At 67.8% G+C, this 21,439-nt stretch carries 19 protein-coding genes; 13 read left to right on the top strand and 6 right to left on the bottom strand.

The annotated features are described in order from the left end of the window. Positions 1 to 121: 121 nt before the first annotated feature. Entirely contained in the window at positions 122 to 721 is a 600-nt protein-coding gene (locus IEW34_RS09825; protein ID WP_188608987.1) for a TetR/AcrR family transcriptional regulator, read from the bottom strand. A 416-nt stretch (positions 722 to 1,137) separates the two neighbouring features. Further along, positions 1,138 to 2,031 carry a LysR family transcriptional regulator gene (locus IEW34_RS09830; protein WP_188608988.1) on the bottom strand — a complete coding sequence of 298 codons (894 nt, stop codon included), beginning with the start codon at positions 2,029 to 2,031 and terminating at the stop codon, positions 1,138 to 1,140. Between the two features lie 96 nt (positions 2,032 to 2,127). On the opposite strand from IEW34_RS09830, the gene IEW34_RS09835 reads away from it, so the two are divergent. After that, positions 2,128 to 2,697, top strand: coding sequence for a GNAT family N-acetyltransferase (locus tag IEW34_RS09835; RefSeq protein WP_188608989.1), 570 nt, complete (start codon positions 2,128 to 2,130; stop codon positions 2,695 to 2,697). After that, positions 2,694 to 3,905: an MFS transporter gene (locus tag IEW34_RS09840; protein WP_244641901.1), complete on the top strand. Its 1,212-nt coding sequence runs from the start codon at positions 2,694 to 2,696 to the stop codon at positions 3,903 to 3,905. The genes IEW34_RS09835 and IEW34_RS09840 overlap by 4 nt, the downstream gene beginning before the upstream one ends. A 15-nt stretch (positions 3,906 to 3,920) precedes the next feature. On the opposite strand, the gene IEW34_RS09845 is transcribed toward IEW34_RS09840, so the two are convergent. After that, positions 3,921 to 4,817 (bottom strand): cation diffusion facilitator family transporter, encoded by an 897-nt coding sequence (locus IEW34_RS09845; protein ID WP_188608990.1) that lies wholly within the window; start codon positions 4,815 to 4,817, stop codon positions 3,921 to 3,923. A 334-nt stretch (positions 4,818 to 5,151) separates the two neighbouring features. On the opposite strand from IEW34_RS09845, the gene IEW34_RS09850 reads away from it, so the two are divergent. The 7 genes from IEW34_RS09850 (at position 5,152) to IEW34_RS09880 (ending at position 16,094) form a co-directional block, all read left to right on the top strand. After that, positions 5,152 to 6,471: an efflux RND transporter periplasmic adaptor subunit gene (locus tag IEW34_RS09850; protein WP_188608991.1), complete on the top strand. Its 1,320-nt coding sequence runs from the start codon at positions 5,152 to 5,154 to the stop codon at positions 6,469 to 6,471. Beyond that, a complete protein-coding gene (locus tag IEW34_RS09855; RefSeq protein ID WP_188608992.1) occupies positions 6,468 to 9,677 on the top strand; it encodes an efflux RND transporter permease subunit in 3,210 nt (1,069 codons plus the stop codon). The genes IEW34_RS09850 and IEW34_RS09855 overlap by 4 nt, the downstream gene beginning before the upstream one ends. Continuing rightward, positions 9,677 to 12,775, top strand: a complete 3,099-nt coding sequence (locus IEW34_RS09860; RefSeq protein ID WP_188608993.1) for an efflux RND transporter permease subunit — start codon at positions 9,677 to 9,679, stop codon at positions 12,773 to 12,775. The genes IEW34_RS09855 and IEW34_RS09860 overlap by 1 nt, the downstream gene beginning before the upstream one ends. Before the next feature lie 81 nt (positions 12,776 to 12,856). Further along, positions 12,857 to 13,135 carry a hypothetical protein gene (locus IEW34_RS31205; protein WP_188608994.1) on the top strand — a complete coding sequence of 93 codons (279 nt, stop codon included), beginning with the start codon at positions 12,857 to 12,859 and terminating at the stop codon, positions 13,133 to 13,135. A gap of 171 nt (positions 13,136 to 13,306) precedes the next feature. Next, on the top strand, positions 13,307 to 14,521 hold the full coding sequence (locus IEW34_RS09870) for an ABC transporter substrate-binding protein (protein ID WP_188608995.1): 1,215 nt from the start codon (positions 13,307 to 13,309) through the stop codon (positions 14,519 to 14,521). Between the two features lie 215 nt (positions 14,522 to 14,736). After that, complete coding sequence (locus IEW34_RS09875) at positions 14,737 to 14,889, top strand: hypothetical protein (protein WP_188608996.1); 153 nt, start codon at positions 14,737 to 14,739, stop codon at positions 14,887 to 14,889. Positions 14,890 to 14,891: 2 nt separating this feature from the next. Further along, complete coding sequence (locus IEW34_RS09880) at positions 14,892 to 16,094, top strand: CaiB/BaiF CoA transferase family protein (protein ID WP_188608997.1); 1,203 nt, start codon at positions 14,892 to 14,894, stop codon at positions 16,092 to 16,094. A gap of 151 nt (positions 16,095 to 16,245) precedes the next feature. Here IEW34_RS09880 and IEW34_RS09885 read toward each other — a convergent pair whose 3' ends face one another. Continuing rightward, positions 16,246 to 16,890 (bottom strand): glutathione S-transferase family protein, encoded by a 645-nt coding sequence (locus tag IEW34_RS09885; RefSeq protein WP_188608998.1) that lies wholly within the window; start codon positions 16,888 to 16,890, stop codon positions 16,246 to 16,248. 241 nt (positions 16,891 to 17,131) lie between these two features. On the opposite strand from IEW34_RS09885, the gene IEW34_RS09890 reads away from it, so the two are divergent. Further along, a complete protein-coding gene (locus tag IEW34_RS09890; RefSeq protein WP_188608999.1) occupies positions 17,132 to 17,506 on the top strand; it encodes a hypothetical protein in 375 nt (124 codons plus the stop codon). Positions 17,507 to 17,626: 120 nt separating this feature from the next. After that, positions 17,627 to 18,055, top strand: coding sequence for a CopM family metallochaperone (gene copM / locus IEW34_RS09895; protein WP_188609000.1), 429 nt, complete (start codon positions 17,627 to 17,629; stop codon positions 18,053 to 18,055). Positions 18,056 to 18,176: 121 nt separating this feature from the next. Here the strand turns inward: copM and IEW34_RS09900 are convergent, their stop codons facing one another. Continuing rightward, the gene (locus IEW34_RS09900; protein WP_188609001.1) at positions 18,177 to 18,890 is read right to left on the bottom strand and encodes an SOS response-associated peptidase; all 714 of its coding nucleotides are present in this window, start codon (positions 18,888 to 18,890) and stop codon (positions 18,177 to 18,179) included. Between the two features lie 212 nt (positions 18,891 to 19,102). Between IEW34_RS09900 and IEW34_RS09905 the strand changes: the two genes are divergently transcribed. Continuing rightward, positions 19,103 to 19,909, top strand: a complete 807-nt coding sequence (locus IEW34_RS09905; RefSeq protein ID WP_188609002.1) for an enoyl-CoA hydratase/isomerase family protein — start codon at positions 19,103 to 19,105, stop codon at positions 19,907 to 19,909. 447 nt (positions 19,910 to 20,356) lie between these two features. Next, on the top strand, positions 20,357 to 20,575 hold the full coding sequence (locus tag IEW34_RS09910; protein ID WP_188609268.1) for a hypothetical protein: 219 nt from the start codon (positions 20,357 to 20,359) through the stop codon (positions 20,573 to 20,575). 12 nt (positions 20,576 to 20,587) lie between these two features. Here IEW34_RS09910 and IEW34_RS09915 read toward each other — a convergent pair whose 3' ends face one another. Then, the gene (locus tag IEW34_RS09915; protein WP_188609003.1) at positions 20,588 to 21,439 is read right to left on the bottom strand and encodes an efflux RND transporter periplasmic adaptor subunit; all 852 of its coding nucleotides are present in this window, start codon (positions 21,437 to 21,439) and stop codon (positions 20,588 to 20,590) included.

Here is a 21,439-nt window from a genome sequence, read left to right on the forward strand (position 1 = left end):
CAGCTCAGGCGTCGTTGCCGCGAAGGGCTAAAACCAATTGTTACGTAATCGTACCGACGGGTTTTCGTCAAGGCTCCGCCGTTCGGCGCTGGGGGAGCGCCGATCGTGCAACGGCCGACCCTCAGCCGCCGGCGCGGACCAGTTGCAACGCCATGCGGGCCATCTGGCCGGCGACGGCCTCGGGCGGCAGGCGGCCGCCGGGGCGATACCAGGAGAAGATCCAGGTGGTCATCCCGGTCAGGCCTTCGGTCACCACCCCAGGATCTTCAACGGCGAATTCACCGGCCGCGGCGCCCTCCTCCAAAAGTTGACGCAGCGCGGCATTGAAAGCCCTGCGGTTGTCGCCGAGCGCACGCGCCGCAGCGTCCGGCAGGTGCTTCTCTTCGCGGAACATGACGCCGAGGTAGGTGCGCCCCTCGATGACGCTCAGTGTCAGCTCGTAGACGAGCCGCGACAGACGCTGGCTCGGCGCGCCCTCTCCGCTCACCACGTCCCGCGCCATGGCCGCGGCGAACGCCGTGGTGCGCCCGGCGACACCGGCGAGGATGTCGGCCTTGCCGGAAAAATAGTTGTAGAGAAACGGCTTACCGACACCGAGCGCATCGGCGATGTCCTGGATCGTGGTCTGCGTGAAGCCGTTGCGAAAGAACAGCTCGCTTGCCACGTCCAGGATCTTTGCCCGGGCGACTTGGGCCAGTTCGTCTCGAATCTGGATGCTCATCGAGGCGGGACGCTAGCATCTGCATTGACGCCCGGAAAACCGATGGAACCAATGATCCGTTGCGGCATTTCCTCTCGTGGTCTCGGGAGGACGACGCCTTGCACAAACCCCATCACTTCAAGCCTGACGAAGCCCATCGCTTAGGGATGCCCCCGGGCTGGTGGGTAATGGACAAGAACCGACCGGTGATCGGCCCCTATCGCACGAAGGAGGCGGCGCAGGTCTGGATCGCGCGCCGCGCCGAGGAGATGACTCAGCCCAAGCCAGTGGGTGGCCGAAGCAACTCCTCGCCCGTGGAATGGGGGCGCAGCCCACTCGTTTGAGCCTGCGCCTCTCGCCGTTGGACCGGCCGCCGTGGTCTAGCCCGCCCCTCAACGTCGAGTTCGTCATCGCAGGCGACGGGGCGACGGTCGCCGTCAATCGGCGCCCTGAGTCGCCAGGCGTCGCAGCGCGCGGTCGAGCTCGCGCAGTCCACGCGTCATTCGCTTGTCCCGGCGCACCACGATGGCAAGCGTGCGGTATAGTCGTGGCGCCAGCGGGCGGACGCTGAAGCGGGCTCCGCCATCGGTCGGGCGTACCGCCATCGCCGGCAGGACGGCATAGCCCAGTCCGGCGCTCACCAACTCCTTGATGGCCTCGACGCTGCCGAGCGACATCGCCGGCCTGAGCGGCGCCTGCCCGCGCGCAAACCATTCGTCGGTGATGCGGCGCGTGTTGCCACCCTCGAACATGAGGAGAGGCATTCGCGCCACCTCCGACGGCGCGGGCCGCCGCGGCATAGGGGCGCCAGGGGGCGCAATCAGCACGAATTCGTCGCGCAGCAGCGGCGTCACCTCGAGCATCCGGCCGGAGGCCGGCAGCGTCACCAGACCGATATCGATCGTGTTCTCCTCCACGGCCCTCACGACGTCGCCGCTGTTGCCGGTGCTGACAGCGATCTCGAAATCGGGAAACTGCTCGCGCAGCTGCCGCAGGATCGGCGGGAGCATGAAGATGCAGGCGGTGGCGCCGGTTCCCAGCCGCACCCGGCCCATGGCATCGCTGCGGTATTGCGTCATGGCGTCGAGGGCCGCGGCCACCGCCGCGTCGATCTGAGCGGCGTGGGCCAACAGATCGGCCCCCGCGGCCGTGGGCTTCGCGGTGCGCCCCACCCGCTCGATCAGGGGCACTCCGAGGCGGCGCTCGAGTTGGCGGATCTGGAGGCTGACAGCCGGCTGAGAGAGCTCCTGCCGCTCGGCCGCGGCCGAGAAGCTGCCGAGTTCGATCACATCCACGAAGGTATTGAGCTGGTCGAGATTGAGGGTCCGCATCTCAAAGAAAAACTCATGCTCGGCATAAGATGACAAAGCTACCCTTATCATAATGGGTCATGCAACAAGGTCGTCACCGGGACCAGGACGAATGGCATGGGCGAGACAGGGTGCACAGCGTGGCCGGCGGCCACGGTGCGGGCGGCGATCGATGCGGACATGGAGGCCGTTTGCGCCATCTATGCGCATTACGTGCGGCACGGCTTGGCGACCTTCGAGGAGGAGCCGCCCTCGGCCGCCGAGATGCGCGCGCGCCGGACGACGGTCGAAGCCACCGGCCTGCCCTACCTGGTGGCGGACATCGACGGCGCCGTCGTCGGCTACAGCTACGCAACCGCCTACCGGCTGCGGCCGGCCTATCGCCACACGGTGGAGAACTCGGTCTACGTGCGGCTCGGGATGGGGGGGCACGGCCTCGGCAGCGCTCTGCTGGCGGAATTGATCGAGCGGTGCGAACGCGGACCATGGCGGCAGATGCTGGCGGTGATCGGCGACAGCGACAACGCCGCGTCGATCGCGCTGCACCGGCGCATGGGATTTCGCGCCGTCGGCACGCTGACCTCGGTCGGTTTCAAGATGGGCCGGTGGGTCGACACCGTGCTGATGCAGCGGCCGCTCGGCCTGGCCGACACGACGACGCCCTTCGGTGCTCGGCCCGGGTCGTGATCGCATGCAGCCCCGCCCTGCGCCTGGGGCTGGCGCAGATGATCGCCTGGGGCACGTCCTACTATCTGATTGGCGGCTTCGGCAGCGCCATAGCCGCCGAGCTCGGCTGGTCGCAAAATCTGGTCTACGGCGGCTTCGGCCTCGCCCTGCTGGTGATGGGCCTCACGTCCGGCACCACCGGACGCCTCATCGACGTCTACGGCGGCCGCCGGGTAATGGGGGCCGGCGCGGTGCTGAACGCGCTCGGCTGTGCCGCCCTCGCCTCCTGCCATGGCGTAGCGCTCTACGTTGCGGCGTGGACCTGCCTCGGGGTCGCGATGCGGCTGACGTTATACGATGCCGCCTTTGCCGCCTTGGCGCGCGCGGGCGGCCCGCAGGCGCGCCGCCCGATGGCCCAGATCACCCTGCTCGGCGGCCTGGCTTCGACGACCTTCTGGCCGCTCGGCGCCGTCCTCACCACCCACCTCGGCTGGCGCGGCGCGCTCTGGGTCTTCGCGGGCCTGGCATTGCTCTGCATCCCGCTTAACGCGGCGCTGTCGGACAGGCGCTATGGCGAGGACGCACCGGCCGGGAGTGATCGCAGACCCCTTCCGGAGCCGCTTGCCTCGGCCGGGCGAGAGGCGACGGTCGCCGCCGTCCTGTTCGCCAGCCTGGCAGCCACCACCAATGTCCTCAACGCCGCCATGTCGTCCCACATGATCGCCATTTTGGCCGGCCTCGGCCTGACGGCATCGGCCTCGGTATGGGTCGGCGCGCTGCGCGGCGTCGGCCAGTCGGCCGCGCGGGCGCTCGAGGTCGTGTTCCAGGCCCGCACCGATCCACTCACGCTCAACCTGTCGGCCATGGCGATGATTGTGGCGTCGTTCGCCTCGGGCCTGTTGGGTGGCCAGACGAGCCTCGCCTCGATCGGCTTCGCCTTCCTGTACGGGGCCGGCAACGGCCTGATCACGATCACCCGCGGCGCGCTGCCGCTGGTGTTGTTCGACCACCGAAGCTACGGCGCCGTCGTCGGCCGCCTGCTCGCACCCAGTTTTATCCTTTCTGCCGCCGCACCTCTCGCCTTCGCGTTCATCCCCGAGCGCTTTGGGCCGGCGGGCGCGCTCTACCTGTCGTTGGCGCTGGCGATCAGCGGCTTGGCCGCCGCGCTCGCCCTCAAGCTTCGCTTTGGCGCTCGCGGCCGGGCGCGGGCCGCAGCGCGGAGCCCTTGAGGCGCGGCCGAAGCCTTACCGCCGCGCTCGCGCGGTGACAGCCGGGCGGCCAAGCTGAACCGTCACATGCTTGATGCCGAAGTCGTTGACGATCCGGATCACTGCCACGCGAATGCTCTCCAGCTCGGCCGCGTCGACGAGCGCGAGGTGGACCGACGCCTGGGTCTCCTGCTGATCGGTGGCCCAAAGGTGGAGGTCGTGGATGTCGGCGATCCCGTCGACACCCCTCAGCTCCGCCCTTATCTCAGCGAGGGTGGGCCCGTACGGAACGCCGTTCAGCAACACTCGGGTCGCATCGCCGGCCAGCGCCCACGCCCGCGGCAGGAGGCGAACGGCGAGACCGGCGGCGACCACGGTGTCGATCCAAGCCCATCCGCTCAGCCAGATCAGGACACCGGCGACGATGATCGCCAGCGAATCGAGCCCTTCGTGCCAGCCGTCGCGGGCGGCCGCCAGCGCGCCGGCGCGGAAGCCACGACGTTCCGCCAGCAGGCCGGTGCGGGCCAGATCGACGAGCAGGGCGAGGCTCCCGGCCAGCACCAGCGCCGTGGGGTCGACGAAGGGTTGCCCCAACAACCTGAGCGCACCGAAGCCGATGATGCAGGCCATCGCGGCCACCAGCAGCACGACGTTGCAGCCGGCCGTCAGGAGCTGAAAACGGCGGTAGACGAAGGCGCGCGGGTCGTCCGGCGGCTGACAGCCGGAGCGCAGGGCCGCCAGGGCGACGGCGAGCGCCGCGGCATCGGCGAACATGTGCGCGGCGCCAGCGCCGAGAGCGAGGCTGCCGCCGGCCCAGGCGCCGGCGATCTGCAAGACGAAGCTTGCCGCCGTCAATGCCAAGACCGCTGCCAACCACCGGCCGTGCTCGTTCCCGCTCCCGTCCTCCACGTCTGCCCTCTCCGTTGACGTCATCAGCCATCCCTCGATCGCAGCGGTGGCGCTTTCGTGGCCGGCCAGCATTACAGCGATGTAACTTTCATGCCGGCACCGCGACCTCTAAGTCATTGTGATCAGTTGCATGCGGCCCTCGGGACCACACTGCGGCCGATCGCGCCGCCGTCGCTTGCAAGGAGGACAGCCGACAGTGGTCGACTCGCCACATTGGTGCGCCACAACAGAGGACAGCTGCCGCACTCGCAGATGCGAGCGCAGGGTTAAGCTCTCGCTGCATAACCAATCATGAAGGCCGATCCGTCACGATGTCCCCAACTGAAGCGAATGCCAGCTCAGAAGCGAATGCCAGCCCATGACACGCCGTTCCCTCCTCCTGCTCATTTTGGTCGCGGTCGCCGGCATCGCGTCCTGGCAGGCCTACGAGCGCGGCTGGCTGCGCGGCCTTCCCGGCGTGGGCGGAGGCCAGGACCAGGCGGCCACCGCCGGTGACGACGGCCGTCGGGGCGAGGCCCCGGCCGGCCGGGGCCGCCGCGGCCGCGGCACCGACGGGCCGATCCCGGTGCTCGCCGCGACGGTGCGCCGTGAGGACGTGCCGGTCAGCATCGATGCGGTGGGCACCATCCAGGCGCTCAATACGGTGACGGTCCGCACGCAGGTGGACGGACGCCTGCTGTCGCTCGCGTTCAAAGACGGACAGGACGTCAAGCGCGGCGACGTCCTCGCCCATGTGGATCCGGTGACCTACCAGGCCCAATACGACCAGGCCGTCGCCAAGAAGGCGCAGGATGAGGCGCTGCTCGCCAACGCGCGCCTCGACCTGGAGCGCTACAGCAAGCTTGCAGCCTCCAGCTACGGCTCGCAGCAGCAAGCCGATACCCAGAAGTCTCTGGTCGCCCAGTATCAGGCCCAGGTGCGGTCGGACCAGGGCGCCATCGACAATGCCAAGGCGCAGCTCGACCGCACCACCATCACCTCGCCGATCGAGGGGCGCACCGGCATTCGCCTCGTCGATGCCGGCAACATTCTGCGCGCCTCCGATGCCACCGGCATCGTCGTGGTGGCGCAGCTCGAGCCGATCGCCCTCGTCTTCAACCTGCCGCAGCAATATCTCACCGCCGCCAACAGGGCGATGGGGCGAGGCTCGGTTCAGGTGCAGGCACTCGACTCCGACAATGCCACGGTACTCGCCACCGGCACCGTGGCCGTGATCGACAACCAGGTCGACGCCACGACCGGCACGGTCAAGATCAAGGCTATCTTTACCAACGCCGAGCGGAGCCTATGGCCGGGCCAGTTCGTCAACGTCCGTATTTTCGTCGACACCATCGCCAAGGCGGTGGTGGTGCCGACCGCCGCGGTGCAGCGCGGCCCGAGCGGCGCCTATGTCTACGTGCTGAACGACGACGACACCGTCAGGCTCGCCAACGTCGTCGTCGGCCGCCAGGACGAGACCCGGGCGGTGATCACGTCGGGGCTGGCCCCGCCGGCGCGGGTGGTCACCACCGGATTTTCCCGTCTTACCGACGGCGCGCACGTCGCCGTCACCGTCGCGGATGCGACCGCGCCCGGCGCCGCAGCGCCGGCCCCTGCGTCGGCCACGGCAAACGCCGATCAGGATGGCCCTCACCGCCCACATCGACAGCAGTCGGAGGCGGCGGACGGCAAGCGATGAGCATCTCGACGCCCTTCATCGTCCGGCCGATCGCGACGTCGCTGCTGGGCGTCGCGGTACTGCTGTGCGGAGTGTTAGGCTACTTCTGGCTGCCCGTGTCCGCCCTGCCGCAGGTCGCCTTCCCGACCATCCAGGTCTCCACGCAGCTGCCCGGCGCCAATCCCGACACCATTTCAGCGATCGTCACAGCACCGCTGGAGCGACAGCTCGGCAAAATTCCGGCGCTGGAAGCGATGTCGTCGCAGAGCTCGTTCGGCCTGAGCCAGATCACGCTGCAATTCAGCCTCGACCGGGACATCGACGGCGCCGCCCAGGACGTGCAGTCGGCCATCAATGCGGCTGCCTCGCTCCTGCCCAAGAACATGCCCTATCCGCCCACCTACGCGAAGGTCAATCCGGCGGACACTCCCGTTCTCACCATCGCGCTGACCTCCGACAACGTTGCACTGCGCCAGTTGAGCGATCTCGCCGACACGCTGCTCGCGCCGCGGCTGAGTGAGATGAGCGGCGTCGGGCGGGTGAGCGTCGCCGGCGGCATCAAGCCCGCCGTGCGCATCCAGGCCGATCCCGCCCGGCTCGCCTCCTACCAGATCAGCCTGGAGGACCTGCGCCAGGCGATCATCGCCGCCAACGTCGCCGGTTCCAAAGGCGCGCTCGACGGCACCCATCAGGCTTACACCATCGGCGCCAACGACCAGATCGCCTCCGCCGAGGAATACCGCAACATCATCATCGCCTACCGCAACCGCGCTCCGGTGCTGCTGCGCGACGTCGCCAACGTGGTCGAGGGGCTGGAGAACACACGCGTGGGCGGCTGGTTCCGCGGCGAGCGCGCGGTGCTGCTCGATATTCAGAGGCAGCCTGGCGCCAACATCGTCGCCACCGTCGACAACGTGCTTCAGCAACTGCCGCGGCTTCAGCAAGCCCTGCCGTCGGGAATCGAGCTCAAGGTCGTGCACGACCGAACGGACACGATCCGCGCCTCGATCGCGGACGTGCAGTTCACGCTGGTGCTGTCGGCAGGGCTCGTGGTGCTCGTGGTGCTGCTGTTCCTGCGCACCGTCCGGGCCACCATCATCGCCGGTGTGGCACTGCCTCTGTCGCTCGTGGCCACGTTCGCCGTCATGTGGTTCTGCGGCTTCAGCCTCGACAACCTGTCCCTGATGGCGCTGACGATCGGCACCGGTTTCATCGTCGACGACGCGATCGTGATGATCGAGAACATCGTCCGCAACATCGAAAGCGGCAAATCGCCGTTCAAGGCGGCGATCGACGGCGCGCGCGAGATCGGCTTCACCGTCGTGTCGCTCACGGTGTCGCTGATCGCCGTGTTCATCCCGCTGCTGTTCATGACCGGCGTGGTCGGCCGCATGTTCCGCGAGTTCGCGCTGACGCTGACCATCGCGGTGGTGGTGTCGGCCGTGGTGTCGCTCACGCTGACGCCGATGATGTGCTCACGCCTGCTGCGCGCCGAGAGCGGCGAGCGTCCCAACCTCTTCATGCGGCTCGCGGAGAAACCCTGGGAGTGGATGGCGCGCGTCTATGACTTGACGCTCGGCTGGGCGCTCAAGCGGCAAGGCCTCATGCTGCTGCTGACGCTAGCCACCCTGGTGCTCACCGTGGTGCTCTACGTGCGCATGCCCAAGGGCTTCCTCCCGGTGCAGGATACCGGCCTGCTCAACGTGGTGCTCGAGGGCACTCCCGATATCTCATTCGAGGCGCTGGGCGAGCTCCAGGAGAGAGCCGTCGCCGTCATCCGCAAGGACGGAGACGTCACCGGCGTCGCTTCCGTGCTCGGCGTCGGCCCGCTCAACGCCACCACCAACACGGCGCGCCTCATCGTGACGCTGAGGCCCAAGGACGAGCGCACCGACGATGCGGCGATCATCGCCGAGCGCCTGCGCCGGGCCGTGGCCGTCGTGCCCGGCGCGACGGCCTTCGTGCAGCCGGTGCAGGACATCCAGATCACCACCCGCGCCAGCCGCTCCCAGTACCAGTACACGCTCACCGGAACCGACCCCGACGTCGTCGCCACGTGGTCGCAACGCCTGGCCGAGCGCCTGCGCGGCGACCCCTTGATGCGCAACGTCGCCAACGAGACCGAGCAGAACGGCTTGCGGCTGTTCATCGACGTCGACCGCGAGAAGGCCGGCCGGCTCGGCATCTCCATGCAGAACGTCAACGACATCCTGTACGATGCCTTCGGGCAGCGTCAGGTGTCGACCATCTACGCCCAGTCGAACCAATACCGGGTGATCCTCGAAATCGATCCGCGCTACCAGCGTGATCCGTCCCAGCTCGCCAAGCTGTACGTGCCGGGGGCCGGCTCCAACCAGTACCTCACCAACACCAGCACCACGTCTGGCAACACCACCATCGGTTCATCCGTCCTGGGCGCGACCGGCGCCCAGGTGCCGCTGGCCGCGTTCGCGCGCTTCGAGCATCGCACGGCGCCCCTGTCGATCGCTCGCCAGGAGCAGTTTCCGGCCGCCACCATCAGCTTCGACCTGGCCCATGGGGCCGCGCTCGGCGCCGCCGTGCAGGCGATCTCCAAGGCTGAAGCCGACATCGGCATGCCGACAACCGTCACCGGCCGGTTCAGCGCCGACGCGGCGGAGTTCAGCAAGTCCCTGGCGAGCGAGCCCTGGCTGCTGCTGGCGGCCGTCGTAACCATCTATCTCGTGCTGGGCATTCTCTACGAGAGCTTCGCCCACCCCTTCACGATCCTGACGACACTGCCGTCGGCAGGCGTCGGCGCCCTGCTCGCGCTCATGTTGACCGGGCATGACCTGTCGATCGTCGCCCTCATCGGCATCGTGCTGCTGATGGGCATCGTGAAGAAGAACGCGATCATGATGATCGACTTCGCCCTCGACGCCGAGCGCAACGACGGCCTGTCGCCGGCCGACGCCATCGTCCGAGCGTGTCGGCTGCGCTTCCGGCCGATCATGATGACGACGCTCGCCGCCCTGTTCGGCGCCCTGCCCCTGGCGCTGGCCAGCGGCACGGGTAGCGAGCTGCGCGTTCCCCTCGGCATCACCATCATCGGCGGCCTCGTGCTCAGCCAGCTGCTGACGCTCTACACCACGCCGGTCATCTATCTGGCGGTGGAGCGCCTGCGGCAACGGCTGAGCGGCAGCACGCCGCAGGCTCGTCCGCCTGCGGCCGAGGAGATGACGGCCTCCCTGCGCAAGGCGGCAGAGTGATGAACATCTCGGCGCCCTTCATCAGGCGGCCGGTCGGCACCACCCTGCTGGCGGTCGGCCTGTTCCTGCTGGGCGCGGTGGCCTACGCCTTCCTGCCGGTCGCCAGCCTGCCGGCCATTGAGTTCCCGACCGTGCGGGTGATCGCCAGCCGACCGGGAGCCGACCCGGCCACCATGGCGGCGACCGTCGCCGCCCCCCTCGAGCGGAGCCTCGCCAGCATGGCCGGCGTCAACGAGCTCACCTCGTCGAGCTCGCTCGGCTCGACCGTGATCTCGGTGCAGTTCGATTTGTCGCGCCCGGTCGACGCGGCGGCCCGCGACGTCCAGGCCGCGCTCAATGCCGCCGCCATCGATCTGCCGAGCGACCTGCCGATCCTGCCGACGTTCCGCAAGGCGAACTCCGCCGCCATGCCGGTGCTGATCCTGGCGCTCACCTCGGACACCATGCCGCCGAGCGCCATCTACGATGCGGCCGACACGGTGCTCCTGCAGCGCGTGTCGCAGGTGGAGGGCGTCGCCGACGTGACGGTGGCCGGCGCCGAGCAGCCGTCGATCCGCGTCAACGTCGACCCGCAGCGCCTGGCCGCCATGGGCATCGCGCTCGCCGACGTCCGCAACGCGATCGTCACTGCCAACACGGTGTCGCCGCTCGGGACGCTCGACGGCGCCAGCAAGGGCCTGACCATCGCCGCCAACAACCAGATGACCGAGCCGGAGGAGTTCGGGCGTCTGGTGGTGAGAGCGGCCAACGGCACCATCGTGCAGCTGAAGGACATCGCCACGATCGAGCGCGGCGTGCGCAACACCCGCGCGGCGGGCTGGTACAACGGCAAGCCCGCCGTGCTGATCACGGTGACCAAGCAGCCCGACGCCAACGTCATCGAGACGGTCGACCGCGTGAAGGCCCTGCTGCCGGAACTGAAAGCCTGGATCCCGGCCGGCATCGACGTCGCCATCATGTCCGACCGCACCATGACCATCCGCGCCTCGGTCGACGACATCCAGAAGACGCTGCTCATCACCATCGCGCTGGTGATGATGGTGGTGTTCCTGTTCCTGCGGCGGCTGACACCGACGCTGGCCGCCGGCGTGACGGTGCCGCTGTCGCTGGCCGGCACCTTCGCCGCCATGTGGGCCGTGGGCTTCACCCTCGACAACCTGTCGCTGATGGCCATCACCATCTCGGTCGGCTTCGTCGTCGACGACGCCATCGTCATGATCGAGAATATCCACAGCCACATGGAGCGCGGCCTGGATCGCTTTTCCGCGGCGCTCGCCGGCGCCCGCGAGATCGGCTTCACGGTCATCTCGATCAGCCTGTCGCTGATCGCCGCCTTCGTCCCGCTGCTGTTCATGGGCGGGCTGGGCGGCCTGCTGTTTCGTGAGTTCTCGCTCACCCTCACCTTCGCCGTGATCACCTCGACGCTGGTATCGCTGACGGTGACGCCCATGATTTGCGCGCATTTCATGAAGCCCGACAGCGGCCCGCCACGGAGCCTGGTGGGGCGGCTGTTCGAAGGCGCGATGGCCTGGGTGATCGCCGCCTACGGGCGCTCGCTGCACGTGGTGCTGCGCCATCCCTGGTTCATGCTGATCGTGCTGGTGGGGACGGTGGCGCTCACGGTGCAGATGTTCAAGGACATCCCCAAAGGCACCTTTCCCCAGGACGATACCGGGCTCATCTTCGGCTTCACCAACGCCTCCGCCGACGTGTCCTTTCCGCAAATGGCGGCGCTGCAGCAGCAGGCGGCCGACATCGTGGCGGCAGACCCGGCCGTGCAGGGCACGGCTTCGTTCATCGGCGGCGGCATGGGCTCGGTCAACCAGGGGCGGCTGTTCGTCAGTCTGAAGCCCGAAGCGGAGCGGCGCCTGACCTCCGCCCAGGTGGTCGCGCGGCTGCGCCGCGAGGTGTCGAAGCTGCCGGGCCTGGCCGTCTATCTCACGCCGGTGCAGGACCTGCGGACCGGTGCCCGGGCCGGTAAGTCCGCTTATCAATTCACCTTGTGGTCATCGAGCCTCGACGACCTCGACACCTGGACGCCCCAGGTGCTCGCCCGCCTGCGCAAGGTGCCTGAGCTCGTCGACGTCTCGACCGATCGCGAGCAGGGCGGCTTGCAGGCCAACCTCGTCATCGACCGCCAGGCGGCGGCCCGCGTCGGCGTCGCCATGAAGGACGTCGACAACGCGCTCGCCGCCGCCTTCGCCCAGTCCCAAGTCTCGACCATCTACGGTCAGAAGAACCAGTATTCGGTGATCATGGGCATCACGCCGTCGCGCCAGCGCGATCCCGAGGACCTCACCGGCATCTATGTGAGCGGCAGCGGCAACCGGCAGATCCCGCTGGCCAGCATCGCGCGCGTGGAGCGCACCACCCAGCCGCTCGTGGTCAACCACCAGGGGGTGTTCCCGTCGATCACCATCAACTACGCGAACGCCCCCGCCGTGCCGCTGGAAAGCGCCAATGCGGCGCTGCGGCGGGCGATCGACGGGCTGCACCTGCCCGACGGCATCCATGCGGATTTCGCCGGCGACGCCAAGGCGCTCGCCCAAGAGGGCGCCAACCAGATCGTGCTGCTGCTTTCGGCGTTGCTCGCCATCTACATCATCCTCGGCGTCCTCTACGAAAGCCTGCTGCACCCGATCACCATCATCTCGACGTTGCCGCCGGCAGGCCTGGGGGCGCTGCTCGCGCTGCGCGCCGCCAACACCGAGCTGACCATCATCGCCTTCATCGGCATCATTCTCCTGATCGGCATCGTGAAGAAGAACGGCATCATGCTCGTCGACTTCGCCATCATGGCCGAGCGACGGCGTGGCCTGTCCGCGCACGACGCCATCTTCGAGGCCTGCCTGGCCCGCTTCCGGCCGATCCTGATGACCACCATGGCGGCGATCCTGGGCGCCGTGCCGCTCGCCGTCGCCATCGGCGCCGGCGCCGAGATGCGTCGGCCGCTCGGCATCACCATCGTCGGGGGCCTGGTGCTGTCGCAGGTGCTGACGCTATATTCCACGCCGGTGATCTACCTGCTGATGAGCAAGCTGCAGCGCAAGAAGACGGTGCCGCGGCGACTCGCGCCGGCCGTAGTCCCCGCGGAGTGAGTTGGCGCCCCTCGATGCAGAGGACGGGCGGCGGCAACCGGCGGCACGTCCGCATGATCCTCAAGCACGAGATGGCAGTAGGTGAAGCGCGCCTCGGGCCGCGCGGCGCAGGTGACGGTGGTACCGTTGCTCGCCGTCGCCGCGGGCCTCTATATGCCGACGGCCTCCGCCATGGTGGCGGTCAGCCTGGTTGCCAACGGCTTTGAAGCCGGCCCGGCCCGATCGCCTTGTAGTGACGTCGCCCAGCGGCTGGCCATCATCGTGTGCACCGACCGACACACCGCCGATCTCAGCGAAGGACTTCAGAGTGTCCTGCACCGCGTTCGTTTCGTCGGCGACTTTGGCCTGGCAATTCCTTAGAGACAGCAGCCGGCCGGTCTTCCCGCAGGCTTCGTGGATATGGCCTCGTTCATGGTTTCGTGGCGATCGCGATGGCGAGCAAATTGACGGCGGGGCGACGCCAGCCCATACCATCCGTGCAAACTGGCGCGCATTGACATGACAGCAGCCGGCGCAAGGCGAGGAAACACCATGAAAATCACGCGCGGGTTTTGTGTATGCGCGATCGGGTTGTCCGTGGTTGTGGCGGGAATGGGCAGGGCGGCTGTCGCCGCCGACGCTCCCGGGGTCACCGATACGGAAATCAGGCTGGGAACCTTGCAGCCGCTGAGCGGTCCGGCTTCGGCCTATGGCATCCTCGGCTACGCCTTTGAGGGCTATTTCACCAAGGTCAATGATGAAGGCGGCATAAATGGCCGCAAGATCAAGGTGCTGCTGCGCGACGACGCTCTCAGTCCGCCGAAAGCGGTGGAGCAGACACGGGCGCTGGTGGAGCAGGACGGCATTTTCGCCCTGTTCGGTCAGAGTGGAACCCCCACCGGGGTCGCCGTGCAGAAATACCTGCACGTCAAGGGTATACCTCAGTTGTTCGTGATGTCCGGCTCGCATGTTTTCCAGGAGCCGAAGAACGCGCCGCTGAGCTTACCCGGCCTGCCGACCTATTTCGGCGAGGCCAAACTCTACGCCAGGGCGATCCTGCAGGATAACCCGAACGCAAGGATCGGCATCTTTTATCAGAACGACGACTTCGGCAAGGATTACGTCAAGGGCGTGCAGATCGGTCTCGGCGACAAGGCTGACAAGTTGATCGTCGCAAAGGAAAGCTATGAGCTGACGGACCCGACGGTAGATTCCAAGATCTTGGCGCTGAAAGCCTCGGGGGCCGACACCCTGGTGATGGGCTCCTATTCCAAGCAGACAAGCCAGGCCCTGCAGAAAATGGGCGTCATGGGCTGGAGGCCGAAGATTTACCTGAGTTACATCGGCTCCGCAGTGAACCCGACCCTCAAGAACGCCGGCTTTGAGAACGCCAAGGGCGTGGTGACGGCCGCGGTGCTCAAGGACCCGACCGACGTCCGCTGGAAGGATGATCCGGAAACCCTCGCGTGGCTGGCGTGGATGGACAAGTATTATCCGCGCGGTGACAAGACCAGCGGCAGCAATGTGTTCGGCTATGTCATTGGCGATCTCATCCGTCATATCATCGAGAAGACCGGCAAGGAGCTCACCCAAGAGCGGCTGATGGCCACCGCTAAACAGGTGCGCGACTACCGCCCGCCCATGCTGCTGCCCGACATCAGCCTGACCATCACGCCGGACAACTACAGCATCTACAACAAGATGCAGTTGCAGGAGTTCGACGGCACTGCCTGGCGGGCCGTCGGCAAGCCGATCTCGACCAATTAATGGGTGTTCAGGCCGGGCGCGTATTTCGCTCGGTCGATCATGCCCATGCGCGATGCGCATGTCACATCGCGTATGGGTTAAGCGCCCAGCGGCGCATATGTATTCCTGTAAGGAAAGGCGTCACACTGAGGCATGACCATTTATGTAAGCAAGGGCGTCACGCGGGGGTCGGTTCTTCTCGCTATTTTGCCAGCACACGGTATCACCATCCGGACGTGCTTAAATCCACCCACCGCATCCGCTACTCAGCCAAGATCGGCGAGACGCGGCCCATCCAGGTCAACTCGATGGGCAAGGCGCTGATGTCGCTACTGACCCCCGACGAACGGCGGGCGACGGTCGCCAAGCTCAGCTTCGAGATGCACTGACCATGGCCGGAGCGCTGAGCGGCCTCAAGGTCGTCGACCTGACGAATACCCTGATGGGTCCCTACGCCACCCAGATGCTGGCCGACATGGGGGCGGACGTCATCAAGGTGGAGCCACCGGACGGCGATACCGTCCGTGGCCTCGGCCCCGCCCGCCACGCAGGCATGGGCGCCATCTTCCTGCAGGCCAACCGGGGCAAGCGCAGCGTCGTGCTGGACCTCAAGGCGCGCGAAGGGCGCGACGCGCTGCTGCGCATCGCCGCGGGCTGCGACCTGTTCGTCTACAATCTGCGCCCCAAGGTCATGGACCGGCTGGGACTGTCCTACGACGCGATCAAGGCGGCGAACCCCGGCATCGTCTATGCGGGCTTGTTCGGCTACGGCCAGGACGGCCCCAACGCCGCGCGACCGGCCTACGACGATCTGATCCAGGGCATGGCGGCCATCCCCAGCCTGTTCTCGGCCTCGGGCTCGGCGGAACCGCGCTACGTGCCGCTGGCGATGGCCGACCGGGTCGTCGGGCTTTACGGCGTCTCTGCCATCATGGCCGCCCTGTGGCATCGCCAGCGCACCGGCGAGGGCCAGAGGCTCGACATCCCCATGTTCGAGACCATGGCCGGCTTCGTTCTCGCCGACCATTTGGGCGGGCGGCTGTTCGACCAGGCGGAGGGCGCGACCGGCTACCCGCGTCTACTCTCAAAGGACCGCCGGCCCTACCGGACGCGCGACGGCTACGTTTGCGCGCTGATCTACAACGACCGTCAATGGAGGCGCTTCTTCGAGGCGATCGGCCGGCCCGAGGTCTGGACGTCGGATCCGCGCTTCGCCTCGATCACCAGCCGCACCAGGCATATCGACGAGATCTACGGCATGGTCGCCGACGTCATGCGCGAGCGCACGACGGAGGAGTGCTTGGCGTTGCTGGACGGCGCCGATATCCCCGTGTCCCGCATGAACTCCGTCGACGACCTGATCGACGATCCCCATCTGGCAGCGAAGAACTTCTTCGTGGACATCGCGCACCCCTCCGAAGGCGCCCTGCGCATGCCCGGCGTCGCCGCTCAATTCTCCAAGACCGAGGGCTGCGCCGCCCGGCCCGCCCCGCGCCTGGGCGAGCAAAGCCGTGAGGTCCTGCACGAGGCAGGCCTCGGCGATACACAGATCGAAGCCATGTTCGCAGCGCGCGTCACATCCGAGCCGGATTGAGCCGCATAGGCTCATCGTGGACGCGGCGCAGCGCTGCTTCGGCAAAAATCAGCCGGCTTATCAGATACTCCCGGGGGATGGTGCGCCGTCTTCGAGCGGGCCGGAGCGCCGCGGCGGCAGGCACGCCGCTGCGGCACTCCGGCAACGTCGATCAGCGCTTCTGCATCTTGCGCAACGCTTCGGTCTGCGCGGCAAGGATCGGCGCCACGGCCGGGTGTGCCGCGATCCCGGCCAGGTAGGCGCGCAGCTTCGGCGCCTCCGCATAGGGCTCGGTCAGGCCGAACACCGGCGCGAAATTGTCGACGAAGAAGCACACGGTCGGCAATGCGCAGTCGGCCACGCTGAAGGCCGGGCCGGCCGCGAACGGGCCGCCGGCCAGGTGATGCTCCACATAGCCAAGGGCCTTCTTGAGCTCCGCCAACTTGGCATCCACCACCGCCGCGTCGCGGTATTTGGGATTGAGCTGGCCGAATAGCGTCGTGAGCGGCGGAAACACGTAGAGGTCACCGAGGCGCGCGAGCAAGCGCGCCCGCGCCCGCTCCGCGGCCGTGCCCGGCAACAGCGAGGGCCCCTCGTGGGTCTCGTCCAGATACTCCAGGATGACCTGCGATTCCGGCATCACCAGGTCGCCGTGGGTCATCACCGGCAACTTGTCGATCGGGGTTATGGCCCGGTACGCCTCCGAATGCAGACCGCCCGGCGGGTCGGCCAACTCGAGCGGCACCCCCTTGTAGAGGCAGCCGACGCGCACGCGCCCGGCGAATGGCGACAGGTCGGAATTGTACAGCTGCGTCATGCTTCTCTCCCAGCTTCGGGCCGCTCCCAGCGGCGCTCTTCATTTGCCCGGGGGGAATCCATCCCCCATGCAACTCCCTGCTAGCATGTCATTCTCTCGATGACAGGCCTTATGCCGACGCCTTTTTGCGCCGCGGCGCGCGCGACACCCGTTGACCTTCCCGCATGGCAAGCCTTAGCCCTCTCCGTTGGACACGTGAGGCGGACCGGGCTTGGCCAGTTTCGAACGGCAGTTGGCGGGGATGTTCGTCGCGGCGATCGCGCTCATCGCCGCGGCCCTGGCGCCGTCATCCGTCCGTGCCAACGCCGGCCATGACGGTTTGCGCCACGATGTCCGCGTGATCGCCTCGCACGCGGCCGCTCACAGGGCGGCAGCCGGCGTCGCAGATCACGCGCCGGCTTCTGTGGCCGACGCGGCAGGCACGTCGGGCACGGAGTGCGGCGCCCTGTGCTGCGGTGCCGCCGCTATGGCTTGCTGCATCTGCGGGGTGCTACCTGCGCGGATCGAGATCGCGCCGCTCGCCACGCCCGGCCGGCGGGTGCCCGCCCCCTTGGCGCTGATACCCACCGGCGTCGAAGCCGAAGCACCCGCCGAACCTCCCAGAGCAGCCGGCTGACGGCGCCCTCGGGCCCCGCCCACCTTCCGTCCCTGCCCGCCGGCCGCGCTGACGTGCGCCGCAAGCAAGCGTGCACGCGCCAGCTGCCGAACGGGGCACCTCACTCTGAAGGACAGACCGATGACCTCGACGATCAGGCCCCTCACCGCCACCGCCGTACTCGCCGCATCGATCGGAGCGGCTGCGGCCCAGAGCGCCCATGACCACGCCGCGCCCGCTACCGATGGAGCTGCGACGCACGGCATGCATCAGGGCGTGGCCCCCACGGGAGAGGCCGTCTCGACCAAGGCGTTCAAGGCGGCCGACAACGCCATGATGCGCAATATGCAGGTCGTCTACACCGGCGACGCCGACGTCGACTTCCGCACCCACATGATCCCGCATCATCAGGGCGCCATCGACATGGCACGGGTGGCACTCACTTATGCCACGGACCCCGCAACCCGGGCGCTGGCCCAGAAGATCATCGATGACCAGTTGAAGGAGATCGCCGATATGCAGGCCTGGCTCCGCACCAGCGGCGCCAGCCGATCGAAGCCTCGGCCCTAAGGGCCTTATTGGACATGTCGGGCAGCTCAGTCCGACGGGTCTCTTCACGCTCTGGCGGGTCGGCGATCTTGCCGATATCGGCTGCGATCGACGCCGCCACGACGGGGCCGCGGCGTCGCGTTCAAAAGAGGCTGCCCTGCGCCGGCGGAGGCACCGGCAGGGGCGTGCCGACGGCGCCACGCCCGTCCTCCTTCTCGCCGCGCGCCACGATCGTGAGCGCGCCGTCCGGCAACGGGCGCTGCAGCTTGAGCGCCCCCGCCGGCGGCGCCGCAAGCCAAGCCTCCCACTCGTCCGGCGTGGTCAAGATCACCGGCATCGCCTTGGGATGAATGGCGCCGACCTCGGCGTTGGCTTCGGTGGTCAGCACGGCGAAGAGATCGTTCGTCGTCTCACCCTCCCTGACTTTGCGCACGGAGCGCCAGCCACAGCAGTGCAGCCCGGCGAAGAAGGCGAGCGGGCGGCCCTCATCGAAGGCGAACCAGGCCGGCTGGCTCTTGCCCGTGGGCAGATACTCGGGCTCGGAGAACGAGTTGAAGGGCACGAGGCAGCGGTTCTCCGCCGCGAGCCAGGGGCGCCAATGCGGGCTCGCGGTGTTGCGGATGTTGGTCACGCCCGGGTCGGCGGTGCGGCCCTTGAGCGCGCCGGAGGGGCTCGGCATCCCCCACCGCGCCATGGCGAGTTCCCGCACGCCGTCGGCACCGGTGCGCACGATCGGCGCCGCATAATCGGGAAAGACGCCGGGCAGCGGCGACAGGTTTCCGGTGAGGTCGCGCAGCGCCCGCGCCAGCTCGAGGATGGCCTTCTGCGCGGTGGTCAAGCTGTAGAGATTGCACATGGCTGAAGCGGACGCGTGGCGGGCGACACCCCGGAGCGCGGGGCAGGAGCACCGCAGCCTATCCCGCCATGCGTCCTGCCCCAACAGCCTTCCTCGGGGCGGCCCGCGCAATCGCCCGCGCTGTGCGCCTGGTGCTGATGGGCAGGTTTGAAGTTCCCGATCATGGATGCCATGACTGCGAACCCTGACCATTCCATCTCATCGAGGACGTCATGACGGCCAGCGCCCCCTGCACAAGCGACGATTGCGAGATCGAGTGGCTGGAGGGCGGCGGCATCTTCCGGATCACCCGCCAAGCCAAGCTCAACGCGGTCACGCGCGCCGTGCTCGACGGCCTGGCCTCGGCACTGACGGAGCTGGAGGGCGGCCGCGGGCATTTCCTTCTAATCCACGGGCAGGGAGACAAGGCGTTCTGCGCGGGCACCGACCTCGCCGAGATCATGCAGATGAGCGACGAGGCCGCGGCGGCGAAGACAGACCTGGCGCGCGACCTGTTCGTGCGCCTGAGCCGCTCGCCCGTCATTAGCGTCGCGGCGATCAACGGTCTCGCCTACGGCGGCGGCCTGGAGCTCGCCATGTGCAGCACCTTCAGGGTTGCCGCTCCCCACGTCAGCGTGTCCCTGCCCGAGATCAAGCTGGGCGTCTTGCCCTCCTACGGCGGCACGCAGTTCCTGCCGGCGCTCGTGGGGCGGGCGCGGGCCCTCGACATGATGTTGACCGGCCGCTCCGTCCCGGCGGCCGAGGCGCTGGCCATGGGTCTGCTCGACCGGGTCGTCGCAGCGGGCGAATCCGTGCTGGATGCGGCCGAGGCGCTGGCGCGGACGGTGACCGGCTTCAGCCGGGCGGCCGTGAACGGCATCCGGCGCTGCGTCGAGGTTTCGGGCGACACGGTGACCCGCGCTGGCCTCGACGTCGAAGCGGCCGAGGCCCGCGCCGCAACCGCCAGCCCCGACGCCAAGGAGGGCATTGCCGCCTTCCTGGAGAAGCGGCGGCCGATCTTCAACAGGCAGGCCTCTTAGAGCCTGTTTGGCATTGTCGGGCGGGCGGGTCCGACCGGTCTTTTCACGCTCTGGTGCGGCGGCGATCTTGCCGCGATCGACCGATATCTGCGATCGCCTCCTGCCAGACGAGCGCTCACTCCTGAGGCTTGCGCCATCTCTCGGACCGAAGGCGACGCCTACGGCCAAGAGCCAGCGAACATTCGCGCGCAACAGGGGTTGATCCCAGGAGCCGCCGCGGCGCCGGGCGGGGAATCGAGAGCATTTGGTCTCGGCGTTCTCCCCGCCTAGAGCGTTTCGAGCGAAGTGGACGCCGGTTCGCGTGAAGAAAACGCGACAAATCAAACAGATAGAGCATTTCGACGATCCGAAGAAACGCGGAAATGCTTTCCTAGGTCTTTTGAATTTTTGGCGCTTCTTAGCGAGAGGGTGATCAAACCCCATCGCGAAGCGCTCCAGGAGGAGCCTGTGAGCAAGCATCGCAAGACCGCCAAACCCACTGACGCGGACCTGAAGGGCAATCCCATGATCGGCGGCTCGAAGGGCGCAGCCCAGGTCCCCAGCGGCGAATTGGACCTTTTGGGCGGTGCAACGACGATCGAGGGTGACGTCGCCAACGACAGCAACGCTCATGGCGGCGTCGACAAGGCCGCGGCAACCGGCCACCGCGTCGGCACGCGCCGCTGACGGGCGCAAACCTCACCGCTCGACGACGACCGTCGCGGTCATGCCGGCGGAGAGCTCGACGCCCTCCGGAACATGGTCGATCGCGATGCGCACGGGGATGCGCTGGGCCAAGCGCACCCAGGCGAAGGTGGGATTGACGTTGGCGATCAGCCCGTCGGTCGCCTCGCGGTCGACAATGGCGCGCGCCACCCCTTCAACGTGGCCGTCGAGAGGCTGTGCGAAGCTCATCAATCGGATGGATGCCCTGGCGCCCAGCCGGATCGCCGGCAGCTTCGTCTCCTCGAAATAGCCGAGCACGTAGAAGCTGTCGGCGTCGACCACGGCCAGCATGGCCTTGCCGGCGGTAGCATAGTCGCCGACGTCGAGCAGCAGGTTGGTTACATAGCCGTTGACTGGCGAGCGCACCTGGGCGCGCTCCAGATTGAGCTTAGCCACGCCGAGGTCCACCTGGGCCTGGGCCAGCGCGGCGTCGGCGCTGAGCACCGCGGCTCGCGCCTTTTCGACCGTCTCGGCGGCGACAGCGGCCTCCGATAACTTCGTGCGCCGCTGGTATTCCCGGTTCAATTCGTCGCGCTCGGCCTGGCGGCCGCTGATCGCGGCCACGGCCTGCTCGACGGCCAGGCGAAAGCGCTCCTGGTCGATGACGAACAGAACGTCACCTTTCCTGACCCGTTGGTTGTCCCGAACCTTCAGCTCGACAACCTGCCCGGCAACGTCCGGGGCGACCTCGACGACGTTGGCACGCACGCGTCCGTCCCGCGTCCAGGGGCTCAGCACGTAGTTGCGCCAGAGAAAGAACCCCGCCGCTGCGGCAGCGGTCACCAGCACGAGGGTCACGAAGACGCGGGAGAGGAGGATATGCAC

It is taken from the genome of Chelatococcus reniformis (assembly GCF_014640075.1).
Taxonomy (GTDB): Bacteria; Pseudomonadota; Alphaproteobacteria; order Rhizobiales; family Beijerinckiaceae; genus Camelimonas; species Camelimonas reniformis.

Bases quoted from the DNA above. Each gene is read 5' to 3' on its own strand.
- IEW34_RS09905 (WP_188609002.1), top strand. From the start codon at position 19,103: ATGACGGCCAGCGCCCCCTGCACAAGCGACGATTGCGAGATCGAGTGG.
- copM (WP_188609000.1), top strand. From the start codon at position 17,627: ATGACCTCGACGATCAGGCCCCTCACCGCCACCGCCGTACTCGCCGCA.
- IEW34_RS09855 (WP_188608992.1), top strand. From the start codon at position 6,468: ATGAGCATCTCGACGCCCTTCATCGTCCGGCCGATCGCGACGTCGCTG.
- IEW34_RS09880 (WP_188608997.1), top strand. From the start codon at position 14,892: ATGGCCGGAGCGCTGAGCGGCCTCAAGGTCGTCGACCTGACGAATACC.
- IEW34_RS09885 (WP_188608998.1), bottom strand. From the start codon at position 16,890: ATGACGCAGCTGTACAATTCCGACCTGTCGCCATTCGCCGGGCGCGTG.
- IEW34_RS09870 (WP_188608995.1), top strand. From the start codon at position 13,307: ATGAAAATCACGCGCGGGTTTTGTGTATGCGCGATCGGGTTGTCCGTG.
- IEW34_RS09890 (WP_188608999.1), top strand. From the start codon at position 17,132: ATGTTCGTCGCGGCGATCGCGCTCATCGCCGCGGCCCTGGCGCCGTCA.
- IEW34_RS09825 (WP_188608987.1), bottom strand. From the start codon at position 721: ATGAGCATCCAGATTCGAGACGAACTGGCCCAAGTCGCCCGGGCAAAG.
- IEW34_RS09850 (WP_188608991.1), top strand. From the start codon at position 5,152: ATGACACGCCGTTCCCTCCTCCTGCTCATTTTGGTCGCGGTCGCCGGC.
- IEW34_RS09860 (WP_188608993.1), top strand. From the start codon at position 9,677: ATGAACATCTCGGCGCCCTTCATCAGGCGGCCGGTCGGCACCACCCTG.
- IEW34_RS09900 (WP_188609001.1), bottom strand. From the start codon at position 18,890: ATGTGCAATCTCTACAGCTTGACCACCGCGCAGAAGGCCATCCTCGAG.
- IEW34_RS09835 (WP_188608989.1), top strand. From the start codon at position 2,128: ATGGGCGAGACAGGGTGCACAGCGTGGCCGGCGGCCACGGTGCGGGCG.
- IEW34_RS09845 (WP_188608990.1), bottom strand. From the start codon at position 4,817: ATGACGTCAACGGAGAGGGCAGACGTGGAGGACGGGAGCGGGAACGAG.
- IEW34_RS09830 (WP_188608988.1), bottom strand. From the start codon at position 2,031: ATGCGGACCCTCAATCTCGACCAGCTCAATACCTTCGTGGATGTGATC.